This window comes from Pedobacter puniceum, assembly GCF_009674685.1.
GTDB classification, from domain to species: Bacteria; Bacteroidota; Bacteroidia; order Sphingobacteriales; family Sphingobacteriaceae; genus Pseudopedobacter; species Pseudopedobacter puniceum.
Genome location: NZ_WKJI01000001.1, coordinates 1,486,085 through 1,508,998, shown reverse-complemented (window position 1 = coordinate 1,508,998; position 22,914 = coordinate 1,486,085). Strand labels below are relative to the sequence as shown.

The window sequence follows — 22,914 nt, the reverse complement described above, 5'->3', positions numbered from 1 at the left end:
TTCCACTCACCCTTCTGTTCTAGGTAACTGTTTTTAATACATATACAAGAATTCTCTTGACCATTTAGGCCTAGTACTTAATAAAATATGTTTTGAAATATTATGAATTAATAAATAAGCTGTCGTTGCTCAAGAGAAATATTGAACAGAGAATAGACATAAATCATAAATAAATCATCACTAACCATTAAACTAAGATTATGAACATTAAACTTTTACTTTTTTCTACACTATTGTTTTTAGCCGTTTCTAGTAAAGCACAAAATTTCATTACAAATTGGCAAAATAGAGCAGATAGTTACAGTGGTAATGGATCTACTATAGGTTTTGCCTCAGGTATCGCTTATAATCCAGTAACCCAAAAGCTTTATTTAGCACAAAGGGGACTAAAAATTTCGATTATAGATCCAGCTACTGGTGTTGCGCCTACTACAGGCCCCGATTCTTTAATTAGTACAGGTATAAAAAGATCATCTATTGTAGGAACTACCACAACTACTGAATATACTTTTAGTAAAGTAGCTGTCACCACGGATGGGGAAATATATGCTACCACAGCAGCGGTTAATACTACTACTGCCTCTGTGTTTGAAATATACTATTGGAGTAATGAATCTGCCACTCCTGTTAAAGTCTATTCCTATACTATAACTGCAACAACAGAAAGGATGGGTGATTCTTTTGGATTAACGGGTACAGGAGATAATGTAGTTCTATATACGGGTGGTGCTTCTTTAAGTACGACTATTAGAGTCTTAGCGAAAGAAAATGGTGTTTTTGTGAAAAAGAGAGATATCACTTTAAATGCTGCGGGTATTGGAGGAGCTGCTATTTCTGCTGTTACAACTGGTTTAACATCTGATTTTTGGATTAGCGGTTCTAACTATGGAAAAAGAAAATATGCAGCAGATGGTACACGTTTGGGTACACCAGTAAATACGGCTTTAACAGCAACTGGTCCTACTGCTAACGCTATAAGTAAAAACTTTATAGGGTTGAAATATTTTGAAATAGGTGCAAAGAAATTTGTGGCAGTTAATGGTGGTGCCATAGCAACAACCACAACATCAAGTACTTATCCAGGAGAAGATTTGTCTTTACATATTTATGATGTAACCGGAGTTACGGCTGAGGGTAGCGCTAATGTTTCTTTTGTGGCCGGTGTTGCCATGAGTGGTGTTGGTGTGGCCAATACAGCAGGTATGGCAGCTGTAGATTTTAAAAGAACTAATAATGCTGATGGAACTGTAACCATGCAGTTTTTTCAAGTAGTAAGTAAAAATGGCTTCGCATCACATACCATTACCTTTGCTGCAGATGGTACTTTACCGGTTTCTTTAACTTCATTTACAGCATCTTTGTTAAATAATCAAAGTCAGCTAAACTGGTCTACGGCCTCAGAATCTAATAACGCAGGTTTTGAAATTGAAAGCAGTCAGGATGGTGTTTCTTTTAATAAGATTGGCTTTGTAGCTTCACAAGCAACAAACAGTAACAGCATTTTAAACTATTCTTTTATTGATAAGTTAGCTAAACCTGGTACAACTTATTACAGATTAAAACAAGTAGATCTTGATGGTAAATTCAGTTACTCTGAAGTGAAATTTATCACTAATCAACTTTCTGTTACAGATGGTATATCAGTTTATCCAAACCCAACAGAAGATTTTATCATTTTAAACGGATTGGATACAATAGGTAGCACTATCACTTTATTTGATGTCCAAGGAAAACAAATCTCTACTAAAGGTTTAGTAGAGGGTAATAAAGTTGTATTGAAAGATTTAGAGGCGGGAGTTTATATTCTTAATGTATCTAAAAACGGGAAATTATTACATCATACTAAAGTGATTAAACGCTAATTTTTACAAGAGTCTTAAATGTTTAAAATGAGATTATTCACTTTGTTGTTCTCGATGCTGATTTCAGTTCTTTATGCTCAGGATAAAGTGGGGGTAACATCCGTAATATCTAATGAGGCTGATAGAAATTTTGGAAAAGGGCATGCTGGAAATAATGCAGCTTATATTCAGCAATTAAGAAATGTAGTTCTGCCAGTTTCGTTGATGAGTTTTGAACTAAAAGTTGCAGATAATTACATTAAGGTAGAATGGAAAACGGCTAATGAAAAAAATAGCTCTCATTTTATTTTGAAAAGGGCAGGAGATGATAAAGTTTTTAAGGCTATTGCTGAGATTAAGGCTGTTAAAGAGTCTTCCTCCACTACTCATTATCAATATTTTGACCGGTTTCCTCTAATCGGTCAAAATTATTATAAGTTAGAGCAGGTTGATGCTGATGGAACAAGGACCTTGTCTGATATCATTACTACTGCTTACCATCTTAAGAATCAAAAGATGTTTGCATATTTCTCTGATAGAGGTTTCTTAAATACAGTTGTTGATATCCCAAAACAAGAAGGCTTTGTAGAAATAACTGTCTTTAATTTAAATGGACAAATAGTAGCATTTAAAAAAGTAAATATTGCAGAAGATATTCATTATCAATTCAATGATTTAATCCTAAATAAAGGATTGTATCTTATATCTTTTGCTTTTGAAGGCCAAATCATTACTCAAAAAATTATTAAATAAATCTAAGCTAGAAAACATTTATTATGAACATGAAGAAGCTTTTGATAGGAGTTTTATGCTTATTATCATCTCTAAATGGACAATCTCAAAGTGTAGTCATCAATAGAGTTTTTAAGGGGACAGAGGGAGAGGGAACTACTACTAGGGGCAGGTATGATGCTATTGAATTATTAGTAGTTGAAGATCATGTAGACATGAGAAACTGGATTATTAAGGATTATGCAAATGCAGTTGTAACAGGCTTGTCTGGAGATGCTGGAGGGAAATTTCGTTTTAAAGATGTTGCTTTATGGAAAGACTTACGTTCTGGTACAACAATTGTCTTAAGACAACCAGGCGCAACTTTCACGGCAAATCCTTCGCCAGATCCTAATTACGTAGAAGATATAGATGCATCAGATTTTACTATTGATATCAACATCAGAAATACCAATTATTTAAGAACGCTTGCTAGCCCCTCTGATATTAATGCTTCATCCTATATTGATAGAACTTTTATGCTTGGTGATTTAAAAGAAGTGGTTTTATTAAGATGGGATGATGGTTTTGGAGAGGGTATGGATGCTGCCAATCCAGTACACGCTTTTGCTTATGGCGATTTAAGCAGTTCTAGTCATTATAACGGAATTACTTCACCTAAATTACATACTTTAAGTACTCCTGCAAAAGGAGCTTATTTATATGCAAAATCTGATAATAAGAGTGTTACAGATTTTGCTACTGTAACAGGTATTAGTAAAGACAAAGCACCTCCTGTATATGTTGAACCTAGTGTTAATACAGAATCTTTAGCGCAAAAAATAAAAGATAATACCAATTTGGTGGCTTCTATTACTTCAGAATCTATCGTAAATAATTATCCAGGTGTAAAAGAGGCTTATATAAGTTATGTTAATCCGGCTCAAAATAATATAGCTTTATATATTCTTGAGATTGATTTGATAGATCCAAAACTATCCATTGAGGTAGGGACGCCAAACGACGCAGCGATTGCTAGTGGAACACAAAGAGTCATGAATATGATTCCTTATAAAAATGCCAATTCTTTTGAAAAGCAAGTGATTGGAGCTATTAATGGCGATTATTATGAACTTGCCACAGGTATACCTAGTGGTCCAGTTATTAAAGATGGTATTAGGATAAAAGAGACGATCAATAGTACCCATAATTTCTTTGCGCAACTAGATAATAAGACTTATGCTATTGGGCCAAAGCTTGAATACGATCGGTTAAAGCTAAAGATACAAGAAGGGCTTGGAGGTAAATATATTCTAGTTCAGAATGGCGTGGTGGTATCTGGTGTGACAGATAATACTGTAAGCCCAAGGACTTCCATTGGTCTGATAAATAATAAACGAGTGATTATGTTAGTAGTAGATGGAAGACAAAGTCATTCAATAGGGTATACCTTACAAGAATTAGCACAGGTAATGAAAGCATTAGGGGTAACAGATGCTATTAATTTAGACGGTGGAGGATCCAGCACTTTTATTGTAAGAGCATCTAATGGAACTTATCAAAGAAAAAATTTACCTTCTGATGGTTCAGAGAGAGCAGTATCTAATGCTTTATTTTTAATGCGCAAAACGGATTGATAGGTTAATAAGGTAGAATTTTTACACAGCCTCAAGTTTAAACCTGAGGCTGTGTTGTTTTCTGTATCATCCAATGATGTCACATATATCTTACTTCAAAAATAAAAGATAATGTATTTTGTTTTTCTATTATTTTTGTGCGCAAACGCAAAGTAACATGAAAGATAAAACAGTACGAATTAAAGATATAGCGCTTAAGGCAAATGTATCAACCGGTACTGTAGATAGGGTTTTGCATAAGCGTGGTAGAGTGGCCAAAGATGTTGAGGAAAGAGTACTTAGCATCATTAAAGAGTTGAATTACGAACCCAATTTAATGGCTAGGGCTTTAGGTTCGCAAAAGGTGTATAGGTTTGCAGCTTTAATTCCTGATGCTCAATTTGATGTTTATTGGTACGGGCCTAAAGCTGGGGTTGAGCAAGCTTTTAAAGAATTGAAGCAATTTGGTGTAGAGGTTAATTTTTACTTTTTTAATCCTTACGAGGTAGCTTCTTTTATTGAAGCAGCTCAGCAACTTCATAAAACCGAGCTTGATGGTGTTTTGCTTTCGCCGATTTTTTATCGAGAAGCACTTCCGTTTTTTGAGCAATGGAAGGCACAAAATATTCCATTTGTACTTTTTAATACCGAAATTACAGATTACCAACCGCTAAGTTATATCGGACAAGATTCTTATCTAAGCGGTATGCTAGCTGCAAAAATGCTTCATTACGGTTTGCCAGAACCAAGTAGTATTTTAATTGCTCATTTTGATGAAGATATTACTAATGCTGCTCACTTGGTGAAAAAGGAGAGTGGTTTTAGGAACTATTTTATACAAAACCAATTAAATGATACTTACCAATTCATTAAAGGAGAGTTCAAAAGCGCTCAGTTTTCTGTTTTTCATCAACAGTTGAGTGAGGTGATAGAAAATAACCCCGATTTAAAAGGAATTTACGTAACTACATCTAAAGCTTTTGAGATTGCTGCTTATTTAAAAGAGCGTCATATCCATCATATAAAAATAGTTGGTTATGATTTGCTTCCTAAAAATGTACACTTTTTAAATAACGGGATGATTAGTTTCCTCATTAACCAAAACCCCAAAGGGCAGGGGTATTGGGGAGTACATCAATTAGCTAATCATTTAATTTTTAAAAAAGAGGTTGCCGTTTTTAAGTATTTACCTTTGGATATTGTAACTAAAGAGAATCTTAATTATTTCTTAGATAAACCCGAGTATTAATTTTTTTAAACACATTTTGTGTGTGCGTAAACATTTTAAACGCATAGTATTTAAGCTTTAAAAGCTTGTTTTTGTGTTTTTTATTTTGTGTGTTGATAATAGTTTAAAAAATAATTTGCTTTTGTGTGTGCGAACACATTATATTTACTTTATAAATATTACATGTATAACAATACATGCTTGTTAAATATGAAAGCTAAAGCAAAGGCAGCAGACATCCAAAAAATAGTAGAGAACTTCCTTATCTCTGGTGAGGTTGAAACTTCAGGTTTAAATTATGGTTCGGGGCATATTAATGATACTTATTGCTTGTACAATAAGCAGCCTCATGAGCCCAATTATTTGTTACAACGCATCAATCATCATGTTTTTAAGGATGTATCGGCTTTAACAGATAATATTTATTTGGTATTAAATTATCTAAAGAAAAAGATGCAGCTTTTGCAACAGAGCGATTTACAGGTTTTAGAGCTTATTCCTGCAAAAAACAAAATGCTTTATCATAAAGATGAGGATGGCAACTACTGGCGGATGTATGTTTTTATAAAAGATTCTAAAAGCTTTGATATTGTTGAAACAGAGCAGCAGGCAGAAGAGGGTGGAAGAGCTTTTGGGCAATTTCAGGCTTTACTGTCTGATATGAATGCTTCACTTTTGTCTGAAACCATTGTAGATTTTCATAATATCTTATTCAGGTTAGATAATTTTAATAAAGCTTTGAAGGAAAATAAAGCAAATAGAGCTGCAAACGTACAAGAAGAAATTGATTTTATTTTAGCCCGAGTTACCCAAATGCGAAGGATATATGATATGGGGCAACAAGGTCTTTTACCTAAAAGAATTACCCATAATGATACTAAATTCAATAATATCCTTTTTAATCAGCAAGATAAAGCTATTTGTGTAATTGATTTAGATACCGTAATGCCGGGTTACGTAGCTTATGATTTTGGAGATGCTATCCGTACCATTATCAATACTGCCGCAGAAGATGAGGCGGATTTAAGCAAGATTAAATTAAACATACCATTATTTGAAGCTTACACTAAAGGCTATCTAGCGGAAGCCGGAAAATTTTTAACTGCTAATGAGGTAAAATCTTTACTTCTAGGTGTTTTTCTACTTCCTTATATGCAGGCAGTAAGGTTTCTTACAGACTATCTTGAAGGAGATCATTACTTTAAAATTGCTTATCCAGAGCATAATTTGGTGCGTACCAAAGCACAATTGCATTTGCTAAAACAGCTAGAAGAGCATGAAGCAGAGCTACAAGAAATCATATCTACTTACAGTATTTACAAGCTAAAATAATATGCAGCATCAAAAAAATGTTCAGAAAGGTGTGAATCCTATCATCATGATAGGAGCCTTATTTTTTGTTTTTGGGTTTATCACTTGGTTAAACTCGGTATTAATACCTTATCTTAAAATTGCTTGTGAGTTAGATAATTTTGAGTCGTATTTGGTAGCCTTTTCTTTTTACATTTCCTATTTGGTGATGGCCGTACCGTCAGGGAAATTGCTAAAATATACGGGCTATAAAAAGGGGATGAGTATAGGTTTGATGGTGATAGCTTTAGGTGCTCTAATATTTATCCCGGCAGCGCTAAGCAGAACTTACAGTGTATTTCTTTTAGGCTTGTTTATACAAGGTACAGGTTTGGCTATTTTACAAACAGCATCTAATCCATACATTACGGTGTTAGGTCCGGCAGAGAGTGCGGCAAAAAGAATTAGTATTATGGGTATTTGTAATAAGCTTGCAGGTGCTTTGGCACCTATAGTTTTAGGGGCTGTTACTTTAAAAAATACCGATGCTATAGAACAGCAATTGCTTAACATGTCGGTTATCCAAAAAGAAACTATTTTAAACGAATTATCTACAAGGGTAATTATCCCTTATTTATTAATCGTAACTGCATTACTGCTACTAGCTTTTTGGGTTTATCGTTCTAGTTTACCAGAAATTAATACCGATGAAGAAGATGCACAAACATCAGCAGCTAATGAAGGTAAAAAGTCAATTTTACAATTCCCGCATTTAATAGTTGGTGCGATTGCTTTATTTCTATATGTAGGAGCAGAAGTTATTGCCGGTGATACGGTAATCAGCTATGGTGCTTCACAGGGCATTGCATTATCAACAGCAAAATATTTTACAACAACCACTTTAGTGAGTATGATTGTTGGTTATTTAATAGGTGTTATTTGTATACCTAAGTATATTAATCAGCAGCAAGCATTAAGTATTTGTGCGCTATTAGGTTTGGTTTTTTCTGCTGCTGCTATCTTTACTACAGGTTTTTTATCGGTAGTTTTTATTTCCTTATTAGGCTTAGCAAATGCGCTGATATGGCCAGCAATATGGCCTTTAGCTATGGCCGGATTAGGACGCTTTACAAAAGATGGAGCATCCTTACTGATTATGGGCATAGCCGGTGGAGCTATTTTACCACTTTTATACGGCTACCTAGCCGATGTTTTAAACACTCAACAAGCTTATATTATCCTGATACCTTGTTATCTTTTCATAGGTTATTTTGGGGTATATGGCTATCAATTAAAATCGTCTCATAAAAAATCATTATAACATGCTTAGACTTAATTTATTAGAAGAAACTCGTTTCGAAAAATTACCCGTACAGGTTTTTGATAATCCTGAAACCGCATCTATAGATGTGGCTCATAAAATTGCTCAGTTGATTAAAAAGAAAAGCGCCCAGGGAGAAAAAGTTGTTTTAGGTTTAGCTACAGGTGCAACACCAGTTTTAGTTTATCAGGAATTGATAAGGCTGCATCAGCAAGAGGGTTTAAGCTTTAAAAATGTTATTACTTTCAATTTAGATGAATATTATCCCATGCAGCCAGATGCTGCACAAAGCTATGTTCATTTCATGAAACAGCAGCTTTTTAATCATATCGATATTGATATGAATAATGTGCATATCCCTGATGGTACTTTGCCAGAGGATGAAATTGCAGAATTTTGTTTAAGTTATGAGAAGAAAATTAACGATGCTGGAGGTTTAGATTTACAAATTTTAGGTATTGGTAGAACCGGGCATATTGGTTTTAACGAGCCAGGTTCGGCACCAAACTCGGGGACGCGTTTAGTTACTTTAGATGATTTAACTAGAAGAGATGCTTCCAGAGATTTTGGTGGTAAAGATAATGTGCCTCGTAAAGCCATTACGATGGGAATTGGTACCATTTTTAAAGCTCGTGAGATTGTCTTAATGGCTTGGAACGAGAAGAAAGCCGCTATTGTAAAGAAAGCTGTTGAGGGCGAAATTTCTTCTGAAGTACCAGCAACCTATCTACAACTGTCAGACCAGGTTACTTTTATTTTAGATAAAGATGCAGCTTCGGCATTAACCCGTTTCCATTTGCCTTGGTTGGTAAAAGATTGTGTTTGGGATAAAACGCTAATCAAAAAAGCAGTTGTTTGGCTAGCTTCTACACTTAAAAAACCAATTTTAAAGCTCACAGAAGAAGATTATAACAATAATGGTATGGCACAATTGGCAACAGAGATGGGGCCGGTTTACAATATCAATATTGATGTTTTTAACCAAATACAACATACCATTACTGGGTGGCCGGGTGGTAAACCAGAGGCTGATGATTCGCAACGACCAGAAAGAGCTTTGCCAGCTAAAAAGAGGGCCATCGTATTTTCACCACATCCAGATGATGATGTGATTTCTATGGGTGGTACTTTTATCCGCTTGGCAGACCAAGGGCATGAAGTTCATGTAGCTTATCAAACATCTGGAAATACAGCCGTTTGGGATGATGATGCTCTACGTTTTGTGGAGTTTACGATAGATTTCTTAAAGTCTCAAGGTTTTGATGGCAATAGCGAGCAGTTGGCTAAGCAATATCAGGAGATGCGAGATTTTATCAATAAGAAAAAACCTAACCAGGCAGATACCATTCCTTTAAGAACAATTAAGGGCTTAATCAGAAAAGGAGAAGCTATTGCAGGTGCTAGATATGCAGGTTTGCCCGATGAAAACATCCATTTCCAGAACCTTCCTTTTTACGACAGAAATAAAAGCACAAAGCAAGCTAATTATGAGGATGATATTCAAGAAACAATGGCTCTGTTACAAAAAATAAAACCTCATCAGGTTTTTGCTGCCGGAGATTTTGCCGACCCACATGGTACACATAAAGTTTGTTTTGATATCATTTATGAAGCTTTAAAAAGATTGAAAGCAACCGAAGATTGGGTTAAAGATTGTTGGTTATGGCTATATCGTGGTGCTTGGCATGAGTTTGAGATTCATGATATAGAAATGGCTGTTCCACTTTCTCCGCAAGAGGTAGCTCGTAAGCGTATGGCTATATTTAAGCATCAATCTCAAAAAGATATTCCGGTTTTCCCGGGTGATGATGCTCGTGAATTTTGGGTGAGGGCAGAAGAAAGAACCAGCGAAACAGCACATCGCTACAATCAATTAGGCTTGGCAGAATATGAAGCTATTGAGGCTTTTGTACGTTTTAAATTTTAATGAGTTAAGATGACTTTAATCAAATCTATATCAGGAATAAGAGGGACTATTGGCGGTAAAGCAGGTGAGAGTTTAACACCACCAGATATATTGAAATTTACAGCAGCTTTTGGCAAATGGGTAATATCTAAAACAAATAATCCTAAAATTGTGATAGGCAGAGATGCTCGAATTTCTGGTGCTATGGTAAACAATTTAGTTACTGGTACTTTGCAAAGTTTGGGTATAGATGTTGTTGATATTGGCTTGTCTACTACACCAACGGTAGAAATTGCAGTTCCGCTAGAAGAAGCTGGCGGTGGTATTATTTTAACTGCTAGTCATAATCCTAAAGAATGGAATGCCCTAAAATTGTTAAACCATAAAGGTGAGTTTATTAGCGATGCTGATGGTAAAGAAGTATTGCAATTGGCAGAACAAGAGTTTGATTATGTAAGTGTAGACCATTTGGGCAAAGTTTACCATAAAACCCATTATGTGCAGCAGCATATAGCTATGATTTTAGATTTACCTTTGGTAGATAGAGAAGCTATTAAAGCAGCTAATTTTAGCATTGTTGTAGATGCAGTAAACTCTAGTGGTGGCATATTTGTACCTCAGCTATTAAAAGCTTTAGGAGTAAATCAGGTTTACGAACTGTTTTGCGAACCTGATGGTCATTTTCCTCATAATCCAGAACCTTTAGCAGAGCATTTAACAGAACTTTCGGCTTTAGTGATAAAGGAAAAAGCACATTTAGGAATAGCGGTTGATCCAGATGTAGATCGATTATGTTTCGTTTGTGAAAATGGAGAGATGTTTGGTGAAGAATATACTTTAGTGGCTGTTGCCGATTATATATTACAACACCAACCAGGAGCTACGGTTTCTAACTTATCATCAACTAGGGCATTAAGGGATATCACGAGAAAAGCAGGCGAAACTTATGCTGCTTCTGCCGTTGGCGAGGTTAATGTGGTTAACTTAATGAAAGCCAATAACGCTGTTGTAGGTGGCGAAGGTAATGGTGGTATCATTTATCCAGAGTTACATTATGGTAGAGATGCTTTGGTAGGCATTGCTTTATTTTTAACATACCTAGCTAAGAAAAAGCAGTCTGTTTCTGCGTTGAGAAAAAGCTATCCGGCGTATTACATGTCTAAAAATAAAATCACGTTAAGTGCATCACAATCTATTGATGATATTTTGGAGCAATTGAAAAATAAGTATCTGCATGAGGATTGTAATACTATAGATGGTTTAAAAATAGATTTTGAAGACCAATGGGTGCAATTGAGGAAATCTAATACAGAACCTATCATTAGGGTTTATGCAGAGGCAAAATCTGAAGCTGCGGCTGTTGCAATTGCCAATCAAATTATAGAGGATGTAAAAGCATTATCATAAACATGAAACAAGAAACGGTTTTAGTAACAGGCGGATTAGGCTATATAGGTTCGCATACTGTGGTAGAGTTGCTTAAGGCAGGCTATCAGGTAATTGTAGTAGATAATTTAAGTAATTCTGAACATTTTATTTTAGATAGAATCATCAGAATTACACAAAAAGAGCCTATATTTTATCAGGATGATGTTTGCGATTTAGCTGCCATGAGCAAAATTTTTAAGAAACATCAGGTAGATGTAGTTATTCATTTTGCAGCCTTTAAATCTGTTGGCGAATCGGTAGAAAAACCACTGCTTTATTATCAAAATAATTTAATATCTCTACTCAATATCTTACAACTGATTCAGGAAAATAGCGTAAAAGGTTTGGTTTTTTCATCATCAGCAACGGTATATGGCGAGCCAGATGAGTTACCTGCTACAGAAGAAACGCCGTTTAAGAAAGCTTTATCTGCCTATGGAAGTACTAAGCAAATGGGCGAGGAGATTTTAGAAAAAGTATGTGATGCTGCTTCATTTCATGCTATTTCTTTAAGATATTTTAATCCTGTTGGTGCACATGAAACCGCTTTAATTGGCGAGTTACCAAAAGGTATTCCTAATAATTTATTCCCTTATGTTACACAAACTGCAAAAGGGAAATTGGCTATGTTAACTGTTTTTGGTGATGATTATAATACAGTTGATGGTACTTGTGTAAGAGATTATATTCATGTGGTAGATTTAGCCAAAGCACATTTAGCGGCATGCAGAAGAATTATTAATCAGGAATGCCAAAGTTCTTCTGAAGTTTACAATATTGGAACAGGTAAAGGAACAACCGTTTTAGAAATCATCAAACAGTTTGAAGCAACAACTGGGAAATCTTTAACTCATCAGATTGGAGCAAGAAGGCCAGGAGATGCTGAAGCTGTTTATGCAGATTGCAGTAAAGCAGAAAAGGAGCTTTTATGGAAGGCAACTTTAAATTTAAAGGACATGATACAGTCTTCTTGGGCTTGGGAAAACAGCCTTAATCATTAATTCATTTGATTTTGTAAAATAGAACTCAAAAAAGCAACAAAGCTTTCTTAAATTTAGGATTAGGATTTAAATTATAGTTTAATTGTTGTAAAATTGATGGGTACTCATTTTTATCCATAAATTAGTTTACAGTTAGGCGCAAAACTGCTAAACCTGATTTTATGTCCAAACGTAGCCTTTTTATTGTATTATTGTTTTTCTCATCCATTTGTTATGGACAGCTATCTTTTGATCACTTGTCTATAAGTAGTGGTTTGTCGCAAAGTACAGTACTTTCTATCTATAAAGATAGTAGGGGCTACATGTGGTTTGGTACTAGAGATTGCTTAAACCGCTATGATGGTAGAAGCATCAAAATCTATAAAAACAATCCAAAAGACACTTCTTCTATCAGTACCAATGATTATATCTATAGCATATATGAAGACAGAAGTAAAAACTTATGGATAGGCACACAAGATGGTTTAAATCGTTACATCCCAGAGAGCGATTCTTTTGAGCGTATCAAGTATAATCTGGATGATAAAGGTAGTATTAGTGATAGAATTGTATTAGCCATACATCAAACTAGAGATGGTAAATTATTCTTCGGAACAAATGACGGACTTAGTATTCTTCATAAACCTACAGATAGAAATTTTATAAAACTTTATCAGAAAAATGGTTTAGCCGGAAATCAAATTTATAGTGTATTTGAGGATAGTAAAAAACGTGTTTGGATTGGTACTACAACAGGTTTAACTGTTTTAAGCTTTAAAAATAATAGACCTTATCTAAAATCTTATTATCACGATAAGAACGATAAAAACAGCTTAAGCGGTAATTCTATTAAAACTTTTGCAGAAGATAATAATGGAAATATCTGGATAGGTACAGAAACGAGTGGTTTAAATATGTTTGTGGAAGCCACACAAAAATTTATTCGTTATCAAGTAAATCCTTTAGTAAAAAATAGCATTAGCAGCAATAACATCCGTAAGATTATTAAGGATAAAAAGGGGAACTTATGGATAGCCACCATGACAGGACTAAATATCTTGAATACCAAGGATATGAAGTTTACCATCTATCGTCATGATTCTGAAAATCCTAATAGTTTAAGCGATAATTCTATCAAAGAAATTTATGAAGACAACCAGGGTTCTATCTGGTTAGGAACCATGTTTGGGGGCGTAAATGTAAAGCATCCTAACACTATACCTTTTACAGTAGAAAAGCATAGTAAATACAGAAATAGTATTAGTAGTGATATTATTAGTGTAATTACTGCGGATAGAAGTGGTAATTTATGGATAGGAACAGAAGGACAGGGCTTAAACTATTATGACAAAGCAAGCCAACGTTATACCCAGTTTTTAAATAATCCACTCAATACAAATAGTTTAGGGCATAATACCGTTAAAGATATTTTTGCAGATAGTAGAGGGAATATCTGGATTGGTCTTTTTCAAGGAGGTTTAGATGTTTACAATCCGCAAACTGGTGTTTTTAAGCATTATAATCCAGATCCTAATAATCCTAAAGCTATAAGTTATGGCTACGTAAGTAGTATTACCGAAGATAAAGATGGCCGTTTATGGGTAGCCACATCATCTAAAGGTATTAATCTTTTTAACCGCGAAAGCGAAACATTTAGTGTTTACGATACCAGTAAGAACTCTAAAATAAAATTAAGTAGTAGTTACATCAGAAAAGTATATTGCGACTCTAAAGGTAATTTATGGGTTGGCACTGCAAAAGGTCTTAATCTAATTCCATATAGAAGTACAAAAGCCATCTATTTTTTAAAGAATACAGCATCTAAAAGTGCTTTGCAATCTGGTCATATTAATGAAATTATGGAAGATAGTAAAGGCCGTATTTGGATAGGCTCTCATCACGGAGGTTTAAGTTTGTATATTCCTAAAACTAGAGGTTTTATTACCTATTCTACTGAAAGCGGTTTAAATAGCAATAATGTTATCTCTATTTTAGAAGATAAAGAAGGTTACTTGTGGCTTAGTACTGATAGAGGCCTATCAAAATTTGATACCCACGGGAAAATATTTAAAAACTATACCGTAGCAGATGGCTTACCGGCTAATGAGTTTAATTATAACTCGGCTTTTAAAGATAAGAACGGGAAACTTTATTTTGGTAGCTATAATGGCTTGGTGAGTTTTCAGCCTAAAGAAATAGAAGAAAACAAGAGTATTCCTAAAGTAGTATTTTCTGGTTTGAAATTATTTAACAAGCCAGTAGGTATCAACGGTCCTGACGGGCTTTTAGAGAAAGATATTTCTTTTACAGAAGAGATAGTTTTTAGTGCTAGCCAGAATATTTTTACAATTGACTTTTTAGCCTTAAGCTACATTAACCCAGAGCGTAATAAATATGCCTACAAGCTAGAAGGCTTTGAAAAAGACTGGAATTATGTAAGCACTCCATCAGCAACTTATACCAACTTGCCTCCAGGAAAATACGATTTTCTTGTTAAAGCTAGCAATAACGATGGTTTATGGAATCCGCAAGCATCAAAATTAATCATCATCATTAAACCTCCACTATGGAGAACTTGGTGGGCTTATTTATTATATTTTATGATGGCTTCTGGGCTATTGTTTTTGGTGATTAGATTTTTTAGAAGACAAGCCAGACTAGAAACGCAATTATATTATGAGCATTTAAACTCGCAAAAAATAGAAGAGCTTTACCAATTAAAGCTTGATTTTTTTACCCGCATCTCTCATGAAATTAGAACGCCTTTAACCCTCATATTTGCACCTTTAGAGAATTTAATTAAACAAACTACAGCACAAGAAGGGGTTAATAAGCAAATAGTTCATATTAAAAACAATGCAGAGCGTTTATTAAGGCTTATTACCGAGTTATTAGATTTTAGGAAAATAGAAACTGGTAACATGAAAATTTTGGTTCAGCAGCATAATATGGTAGCTTTTTGCCAGAATGTTTTTAACTCTTTTACCAGTATTGCAGAAAGTAGGCAAATAGATTTTATTTTTAAAAGCCCTCAAGAGCAATTACCTGTATTTTTTGATGTTAACCAGATGGAGAAAGTGTTGTATAACATTTTATCTAATGCTTTTAAATACACCCCAGACGGTGGAACTATTGTTTTAGCTTTAGCTGATGATGAAAACGAGGTACATATAACCGTTGAAGATAACGGGATAGGTATATCATTGGCAGACCAAAAAAAGATATTTACCAATTTTTATCAAGCCAAGCAAAGTACTCATAAAAAAGAAGGGTGGGGAATTGGTTTAGCTTTATCAAAAAACATTGTTGAGCAGCATCATGGTAGTATTAGCTTGATGAGTCAGCCAGAAACAGAACAGGCTACCGGCAAAACATCCTTTAAAGTAAGCCTTAAAAAAGGTCAGGCACATTTTACAAAAGAAGAATTTGCCCAAGAAAGCGATGTTCTAGAAAACCAACGCGTTTGGTTGCCCGAGATTGATTTATACCCGCAGCCTTTTGTAGAAGAAGAAGCACTATCATCACAAGAGAAAAAATACACCATTTTAATTGTAGAGGACAATGATGAATTGAGATCTTTTATTAGGCAATCTTTAGATAAATATTACCATATTTTAGAAAGTGTAAACGGTTTGCAAGCTTGGGAACTGGCTACAGAGCAACTACCAGATATCATCATCAGTGATGTAAATATGCCTGTAATGGATGGTTTTGAACTTTGCTCGAAACTTAAACAGGAAGAAAGAACTAGCCATATTCCAGTGATTTTACTTACCGCTATGGCTGCCAATATGCATCAAATAGGTGGTTTAGAGGCTGGTGCAGATATTTACCTCACTAAGCCATTTAGTATCCATGTTTTAGAGCTAAGTGTTAAAAACTTATTAGCAGGCAGAGAAGCTTTAAAAGAGAGATATAGCAAGCAAGTGATGCTGATGCCAAGGAAGTTAGAGCTTGAATCTCCGGATGAAAAATTCTTAAATAAGCTAATGAAATTGGTAGAAGATAACCTAGAAAATCCAGAGTTTAATGTAACCAGTTTGGTGGTAGAAATAGGAATGAGCCAAACCGTTTTATACAAAAAAATTAAGGCTTTAACAGATTTATCCATCACAGATTTTATCAAATCTGTGAGATTGAAAAGAGCAGCTCAGCTTTTAGAAGATAACCAACTTAGCATTGCAGAAATTGCTTATTCTGTAGGTTTCAATGATCGTAAATACTTCAGTAAAGAATTTAAAAAACAATTCGGCAAATCCCCATCTGATTATGCTGAAGGAGAACGTTAATTTATAGGTTGCAGGTAATCAGTTTTCAGTTTCCAGTTGTGGGTTACCAGTTATCAGCCATGAGTTCTGTAAGCCTTTAGCCTCTTTTGTCCTCTAACTTCGGTCTTCTGACTATTATAAGCATTCCGCTTTAAGCTTTCCGTAATTGAGGTACTTTTTACTTTCAACCTTTAACTTTCAACTTATATCTCAAACCATTTTTTACCCCTATTATAACCGATTTTTATCCTAAAGAGTAATCAATTTGTAGAATATTTGGATAAATGAATAAACCTAAAGGGATATTCAGATTAAACCAATTTTTACAAATAACCATGCTAAGATTCCAATTTTTACTTTTCTTAATCATTTTTAGTGCTACTTCCTTTGCTCAAAAACGGCCTAATATTGTACTTATTTATACCGATGATTTAGGCTATGGTGATTTAAGTTGTTATGGTGCCGCCAAAATAAAAACACCACATATAGATAAACTTGCAGCACAAGGCCTACGTTTCACCAATGGCTTTGCTACATCGGCAACTTGTACACCCTCTAGGTTTTCTTTGTTAACGGGTAAATATGCTTGGCGAAAATCAGGAACAAATATTGCTCCCGGAAATGCAGGATTAATCATCCCAACCGAAACACCAACTTTACCTGCCATGCTGCAAAAAGCAGGTTATAAAACTGGTGCAGTAGGTAAGTGGCATTTGGGTTTAGGGCCAGATGGTGGCCCCAACTGGAATGGTACTATTAAGCCTGGCCCGCTAGAAATAGGTTTTGATTATTGTTTTCTTATCCCGGCGACGGCAGATCGTGTGCCAACCGTTTTTATGGAAAATCGCCATATCATTAACTTAGATCCTAAAGACCCTATAGAAGTTGATTACAATAAAAAAGTAGGAAACGAGCCTACAGGAGAAGAGAATCCCGAGCTTTTGAAAATGAAATTGAGCGAGGGTCATGCGCAAACCATTGTAAACGGTATCAGTAGGATTGGTTATATGAGCGGTGGCAAAAAAGCACTCTGGAAAGATGAAGAATTGGCTGCTCATATCGTAACACAATCTGTAAAGTTTATCGCTCAGAATAAGAACAATCCATTCTTTTTATATCTGGCTACCAATGATATTCATGTACCTAGAGCGCCTAACCAGAAATTTGTGGGTAAAAGTGGTTTAGGGCCAAGAGGGGATGTTATTTTACAGCTCGATTGGACTGTTGGTGAAGTTGTAAGAGCTTTGGATAGCTTAAAACTGACCGATAATACATTAATTATTTTTAGTAGCGATAATGGCCCTGTTTTAGATGATGGCTATGCCGATTTTGCCAATGAAATGCTAAACGGGCACACTCCAGCAGCTCATTTGCGTGGAGGTAAATACAGCGCTTTTGATGCCGGAACAAAAGTTCCTTTTATAGCTTACTGGCCAAAAAACATAAAGCCAGCTGTTTCTTCTGCGGCTATCAGTCAGGTTGATTTATATGCTTCTTTAGCAGCACTTACTAAGCAATCTTTAGCAGTAAGCGAAGCTCCAGACAGCTTTAATATGTTGGATGCACTTTTAGGAAAATCTGCTAAAAGTAGGCCTTATATTGTTCAACATGCGGTAAATGGTACTTTATCACTTATTAAAAACAATTGGAAATATATAGAACCTGGTAAAGGTCCGGAGGTATATCCGGTAACCAATATAGAAAGTGGTAACTCAGCAAATGGTTTGCTTTATAATCTGAAACAAGACCCATCAGAGCGGGAAGATTTACTTACCCAAAAACCTAAAAAAGCCTTAAAGCTGGCTAAAGAGCTTAAGCGTATTAAAGAAAATCAGGTTACCAGATTAAGCAAATAAATCAGCATCCCAAACATGAAAAAAATAGTATTTATACTTTGTTTGTTTATTGCATTACAGCATCAGGCTTTAGCGCAACTACAAAAAGATATTTGTGAAAAAGAAGTGCCTAAACAATGGCAAGCTAAAGCCGGTAAGTTAGCCATCAGTACGCAACATCAGAAAATGGGCGAAAGTTCTGTTGCATGGACTTGGGCAAAAGGAAATGAAAGTACTTTAAATATAGTTTCAGATGAGTTTAAAAAGGTAGTTGCAGACAAACGCAGCACTTTTGTTTTTTGGATTTATAATGAAAACCCTGTTGCAGATAAACTAAGTTTTACATTTTATAATGCAGATAAAGAAGCCTGTAAATTTGATTTTAACCTCAATTTTAAAGGTTGGCGAACAGCTTGGGTGATGTACCACCGCGATATGCAAGGTATGCCACAGCCCAATATGAATCGCTTAGAAATTAAAGCGCCTTCAACAGTAAAAAAGGGAACCTTATACCTAGACCAAGTGATGTATCAGGTAAACATCAATCCACGGTCGCCTATGCGAGATTTTCAAGTGCCTTTTGTGAATTTAGATGCTGACTATGCTGCAAATGCCCATTGGAATGCACTCTATAAATTTAGCACAACGCCAGATAACTTGCCTCTAAAAGCGGCTATAACTACACAAGACAAAAAAGAAGTTAGCCAAATTTATAAACGTTTCTTAGAGGTAATTCTTCCTTCAAAAAAAGTTATAACAGATACTATTATCAGGAAACTAGAAAAAGATTATGCCTTCTGGACAATCAAGAGAAGCGGCCAATTTATTACAGGAAGAACCATTTTTTCTACTAATGATATTGAACTGTTTAATGAAAATGATTTAGACTCTGCAAAGAAAATTAACGCTACAACAAATATTAGTAAATATAGTAATCTGATGCTAGCTGTAGCAGAAGCTCATTACTTTAGTACCAGCCAAACCCATAAAGATAAGCTAGCAACAATGTTTATAAATCTGCTAGACCATGCAGAAAATCAAGGTTGGTCTTTTGGTAGTGGTATGGGCGCTTTGCATCATTTAGGCTATAATTTAGAAAATTATTATACCGCCTGCCTACTCATGAAAGACGTTATTAAGGCATCCGGAAAGTTAGAACAAACTTTTAAAAGTATGTTTTGGTTTAGCGGCTTGGGCCGAGCTATGGAAGTGCCAGAAAAAATGCCAGAATCTAATATTGATGTTTTAAATACGCTTTTACAAGGAATGTTGAGTAGTATTTTAATTTTAGATGATACTCCAGAAAAAATGCGCTTTCTACAATATTACTCGCGTTGGTTGTCTTTTAACATGAAACCCAATGTAGCCATAACAGGTGCTTTTAAACCCGATGGAGCAGTTTTTCATCATGCAACTTTGTATCCGGCTTATGGTGTTGGAGGCTATAATGGTCTAGCTCCGATTGTTTATGTGCTGAGTAAAACAAGTTATCAAGTAGAGCAGGAAGCGCATCAAAAATTTAAAGAAAATTTATTGATGATGCATTATTACACCAATCCTTATAAATGGCCAATCAGTATTTCGGGAAGGCATCCAACAGGAACTTGGAGCATACCAGACAAACCTTATGCTTACCTAGCGCTTGCCGGTACTCCTGATGGTAAAGAAGCCATAGATAAAGAAATGGCTGCTGTTTATTTGTTGGTATCTAAAAAGAAAAGCTTGGCTTGGGAGAAAAGATTTAAGCAAGCAGATGTACAAGTTGCAAAATACCCAAACGGACATTGGAATTTAAACTATGGCTTACTGGCTATCCACAGAAGAAATAACTGGTTGCTAACGGTTAAAGGTCATAACAGATATATGGTAAGTCATGAAGCTTACCCTAAAGCCAATGTTTTTGGCAGGTATCTAAATTACGGGCATTTGGAAGTTTTGTTTCCAGAAACGCCAGGCTATACAGGAAGTAATTTTGCCGATAAAGGTTGGGATTGGAACCGCATACCCGGAGCAACTACTTTACATGTTCCGCTTGATAAATTAAGAGCTCATATTCTTAATGTGGATGATTTTAGCGGTGTAGAAGAAATGCTTTTAACAGATGAAGTTTTTGCCGGAGGTATTTCTTTAAACCAACAAGGGCTTTTTGCTATGAAGCTTAGAGGGCATGATAAATACAATTTGGGAAGCTTTAAGGCGATAAAATCTTGGTTTATGTTTGATAGCTTGGTAGTGTGTTTAGGTTCTGATATTGAAAATAACATCAAGGAATATCCAACAGAAACAACCATTTTTCAAAACTATTTAAACAACCCTAGCGAAGCTGTATTGCTTGATCATCAGCCAATTGATTTTCCTACACAAGTATCTAAAGCTTTAACAAAGCCAGCTTTCGTATTGGATAACCGAGGGATAGGCTATTATTTAACTGCCAATAGTAAAATGGCTTTAAGTAAAAATCAGCAGCAATCTAGAGACCAAAAAGATACACAAAACACGCAGGGTAATTTTGCAAGCTTAGTTTTACAACATGGTTTTGCACCCAAAAGTGAAGCTTATGAATATGCTATGCTGATAGGTGCTGATGATCAAAAAATGCAGGCTTTTAAAATGCAAATGTCTGGTAAAACTCCTGTTTATCAGGTTTTGCAAAAAAACGCTGAGGCACATAGCGTAAAATATATAGCACAACAACTTACAGGTTTGGCTCTTTTTAAAGAAAATAGTAAATCAACAGACCCGCTTATCATCAACAACAGTAAAGCTTGTTTAATTTTATATCAGCAAGAAGCAGAAAAATTAAATTTGGCTGTCACCGACCCAGATTTGGGCTTTTACCAAGGTGCTGATGAAACACCCCTAAACAGCGATGGTACTAGAAAAGAGGTAAGTATTTACTCTCGTTATTGGTTTAAAACCGATGCTCAACCATCAGTAATACAGTTAGAATTAAAAGGTAATTGGCTAAAAGCCGATGATAGTAAGAAATATGAAGTTGCAAAAACAACCCAAGGTAATACTTTAATTAAAGTAAATTGTGCTTATGGTTTGGCTACTCCATTGAAATTAATGAAAGGAAATTAAATGAACATCAAGCTATTTATAACAACTTTATTATGTGCTATAACTTTACAGGTAGTAGCACAGTCAAAGGCAAAACCCAATGTCATTGTTATTTTAAGTGACGATGCCGGTTATGCTGATTTTGGATGTTACGGAGGTAAAGAAATACCTACTCCAAACATTGATGCACTAGCAAAAAACGGAGTACGCTTTACAAATGCTTATGTTACAGCGGCAGTTTGTGCACCATCAAGAGCGGGTTTACTTAGCGGGCGTTACCAGCAGCGTTTCGGGTTTGAGCACAATACTTCTAGCAAGCCCGTTAACGGTTTTCAGTTAACAGATGTTGGTTTAAATCCATCAGTGAAAACCATAGGAAACCAAATGCAAGCTAATGGTTATAAAACCATTGCGATTGGTAAATGGCATTTGGGTGAAGAAGAAAAGCACTTCCCTTTAAATAGAGGTTTTGATGAGTTTTATGGTTTTATTGGCGGGCATCGTAACTTTTTTGCTTATAACAAGCAACCTAAACGAGAGTTACAATTGCTACACAACAGAAAAGCTGTACCGGAAGGAGAGGTGTATTATCTTACAGATATGTTTACCGATAAGGCCATATCTTTTGTAAAAGAAAATCAAAAGAATCCATTTTTTATGTATTTGGCTTATAATGCGGTGCATACCCCTATAAATGCGCAACAAGAATTGATGCAACAATTTGCTCATATCCAAAACGCAGAAAGAAGAGCTTATGCAGCTATGATGACTTCTTTAGACCGTAACATAGGTAAATTGGTAGCTACTTTAAAAGAGCAAAAGCTTTACGAAAATACTTTGATTGTTTTCTTAAATGATAATGGCGCTGCAACCAATAACGCTGCTGATAATGGAGTGCTAAGGGGTTTAAAAGGTTCTAAATGGGAGGGTGGCATTCGTGTAGCCTATATCATGCAATGGCCTGCAAAATTACCAGCTAATCAAATTTATCATCCTATGGTTTCTGCTATGGATATTACTCCTACGGCTATTGCCGCTAGTGAGGGGAAAGCCTTAAAAGGGCAGGTTTTAGATGGTGTAAATCTTTTTCCTTATTTGTTAAATCCTAAAAAAGCTATGCCTCATCAAGATTTGTTTTGGCGAAGAGGCGTAGCTGCAGCCGTTAGAAGTGGCGATTGGAAATTGATTAAAACAGCTAATAATCCTTTACTCTTATTCAATTTAAAGGATGATATAAGCGAACAAAATAACTTAGCGAATACCTATCCGCAAAAAGTAAAACAATTAGAAAAGAAGCTCCAAAACTGGGAGCAAAAAATGCAACAACCACATTGGGTAAGTGATTATGGCGATGATAATCAAATAAAAAAGCACCGTATGGAAGTGGTTGGAAGAGAGATGGAGATTAAATATCCTTAATTAATAAA

13 protein-coding genes are annotated in these 22,914 nt (G+C 35.3%); all 13 read left to right on the top strand.

Annotation, left to right across the window (positions count from 1 at the left end; translation table 11 throughout):
* Nucleotides 1-200: 200 nt before the first annotated feature.
* The 13 genes from GJJ64_RS06545 (at nt 201) to GJJ64_RS06485 (ending at nt 22,906) form a co-directional block, all read left to right on the top strand.
* The gene (locus tag GJJ64_RS06545) at nt 201-1,862 is read left to right on the top strand and encodes a T9SS type A sorting domain-containing protein (RefSeq protein ID WP_154286872.1); all 1,662 of its coding nucleotides are present in this window, start codon (nt 201-203) and stop codon (nt 1,860-1,862) included.
* A gap of 27 nt (nt 1,863-1,889) precedes the next feature.
* The gene (locus tag GJJ64_RS06540; RefSeq protein WP_195759239.1) at nt 1,890-2,594 is read left to right on the top strand and encodes a T9SS type A sorting domain-containing protein; all 705 of its coding nucleotides are present in this window, start codon (nt 1,890-1,892) and stop codon (nt 2,592-2,594) included.
* Between the two features lie 29 nt (nt 2,595-2,623).
* Entirely contained in the window at nt 2,624-4,189 is a 1,566-nt protein-coding gene (locus GJJ64_RS06535; RefSeq protein WP_195759238.1) for a phosphodiester glycosidase family protein, read from the top strand.
* Nucleotides 4,190-4,346: 157 nt separating this feature from the next.
* Complete coding sequence (locus GJJ64_RS06530; RefSeq protein ID WP_154286869.1) at nt 4,347-5,417, top strand: substrate-binding domain-containing protein; 1,071 nt, start codon at nt 4,347-4,349, stop codon at nt 5,415-5,417.
* Nucleotides 5,418-5,606: 189 nt separating this feature from the next.
* Nucleotides 5,607-6,728 carry a phosphotransferase enzyme family protein gene (locus GJJ64_RS06525; RefSeq protein ID WP_154286868.1) on the top strand — a complete coding sequence of 374 codons (1,122 nt, stop codon included), beginning with the start codon at nt 5,607-5,609 and terminating at the stop codon, nt 6,726-6,728.
* 1 nt (nt 6,729) lies between these two features.
* The gene (locus GJJ64_RS06520; RefSeq protein ID WP_154286867.1) at nt 6,730-8,007 is read left to right on the top strand and encodes a sugar MFS transporter; all 1,278 of its coding nucleotides are present in this window, start codon (nt 6,730-6,732) and stop codon (nt 8,005-8,007) included.
* A gap of 1 nt (nt 8,008) precedes the next feature.
* Nucleotides 8,009-9,934, top strand: a complete 1,926-nt coding sequence (gene nagB, locus GJJ64_RS06515; protein WP_154286866.1) for a glucosamine-6-phosphate deaminase — start codon at nt 8,009-8,011, stop codon at nt 9,932-9,934.
* A gap of 9 nt (nt 9,935-9,943) precedes the next feature.
* The gene (gene glmM / locus GJJ64_RS06510; RefSeq protein WP_154286865.1) at nt 9,944-11,320 is read left to right on the top strand and encodes a phosphoglucosamine mutase; all 1,377 of its coding nucleotides are present in this window, start codon (nt 9,944-9,946) and stop codon (nt 11,318-11,320) included.
* A 2-nt stretch (nt 11,321-11,322) separates the two neighbouring features.
* Nucleotides 11,323-12,342 (top strand): UDP-glucose 4-epimerase GalE, encoded by a 1,020-nt coding sequence (galE, locus tag GJJ64_RS06505; protein WP_154286864.1) that lies wholly within the window; start codon nt 11,323-11,325, stop codon nt 12,340-12,342.
* 161 nt (nt 12,343-12,503) lie between these two features.
* The gene (locus tag GJJ64_RS06500) at nt 12,504-16,610 is read left to right on the top strand and encodes a hybrid sensor histidine kinase/response regulator transcription factor (protein ID WP_154286863.1); all 4,107 of its coding nucleotides are present in this window, start codon (nt 12,504-12,506) and stop codon (nt 16,608-16,610) included.
* Between the two features lie 263 nt (nt 16,611-16,873).
* On the top strand, nt 16,874-18,445 hold the full coding sequence (locus GJJ64_RS06495; RefSeq protein ID WP_229655478.1) for a sulfatase family protein: 1,572 nt from the start codon (nt 16,874-16,876) through the stop codon (nt 18,443-18,445).
* A gap of 15 nt (nt 18,446-18,460) precedes the next feature.
* Nucleotides 18,461-21,508, top strand: coding sequence for a chondroitinase family polysaccharide lyase (locus GJJ64_RS06490; protein ID WP_154286862.1), 3,048 nt, complete (start codon nt 18,461-18,463; stop codon nt 21,506-21,508).
* Entirely contained in the window at nt 21,509-22,906 is a 1,398-nt protein-coding gene (locus GJJ64_RS06485) for a sulfatase (RefSeq protein WP_154286861.1), read from the top strand. It abuts the gene before it with no gap.
* Nucleotides 22,907-22,914: the final 8 nt, after the last annotated feature.

Bases quoted from the DNA above. Each gene is read 5' to 3' on its own strand.
- galE (WP_154286864.1), top strand. From the start codon at position 11,323: ATGAAACAAGAAACGGTTTTAGTAACAGGCGGATTAGGCTATATAGGT.
- GJJ64_RS06530 (WP_154286869.1), top strand. From the start codon at position 4,347: ATGAAAGATAAAACAGTACGAATTAAAGATATAGCGCTTAAGGCAAAT.
- GJJ64_RS06535 (WP_195759238.1), top strand. From the start codon at position 2,624: ATGAAGAAGCTTTTGATAGGAGTTTTATGCTTATTATCATCTCTAAAT.
- GJJ64_RS06545 (WP_154286872.1), top strand. From the start codon at position 201: ATGAACATTAAACTTTTACTTTTTTCTACACTATTGTTTTTAGCCGTT.
- nagB (WP_154286866.1), top strand. From the start codon at position 8,009: ATGCTTAGACTTAATTTATTAGAAGAAACTCGTTTCGAAAAATTACCC.
- glmM (WP_154286865.1), top strand. From the start codon at position 9,944: ATGACTTTAATCAAATCTATATCAGGAATAAGAGGGACTATTGGCGGT.
- GJJ64_RS06525 (WP_154286868.1), top strand. From the start codon at position 5,607: ATGAAAGCTAAAGCAAAGGCAGCAGACATCCAAAAAATAGTAGAGAAC.
- GJJ64_RS06520 (WP_154286867.1), top strand. From the start codon at position 6,730: ATGCAGCATCAAAAAAATGTTCAGAAAGGTGTGAATCCTATCATCATG.
- GJJ64_RS06495 (WP_229655478.1), top strand. From the start codon at position 16,874: ATGAATAAACCTAAAGGGATATTCAGATTAAACCAATTTTTACAAATA.
- GJJ64_RS06485 (WP_154286861.1), top strand. From the start codon at position 21,509: ATGAACATCAAGCTATTTATAACAACTTTATTATGTGCTATAACTTTA.
- GJJ64_RS06540 (WP_195759239.1), top strand. From the start codon at position 1,890: ATGAGATTATTCACTTTGTTGTTCTCGATGCTGATTTCAGTTCTTTAT.
- GJJ64_RS06490 (WP_154286862.1), top strand. From the start codon at position 18,461: ATGAAAAAAATAGTATTTATACTTTGTTTGTTTATTGCATTACAGCAT.
- GJJ64_RS06500 (WP_154286863.1), top strand. From the start codon at position 12,504: ATGTCCAAACGTAGCCTTTTTATTGTATTATTGTTTTTCTCATCCATT.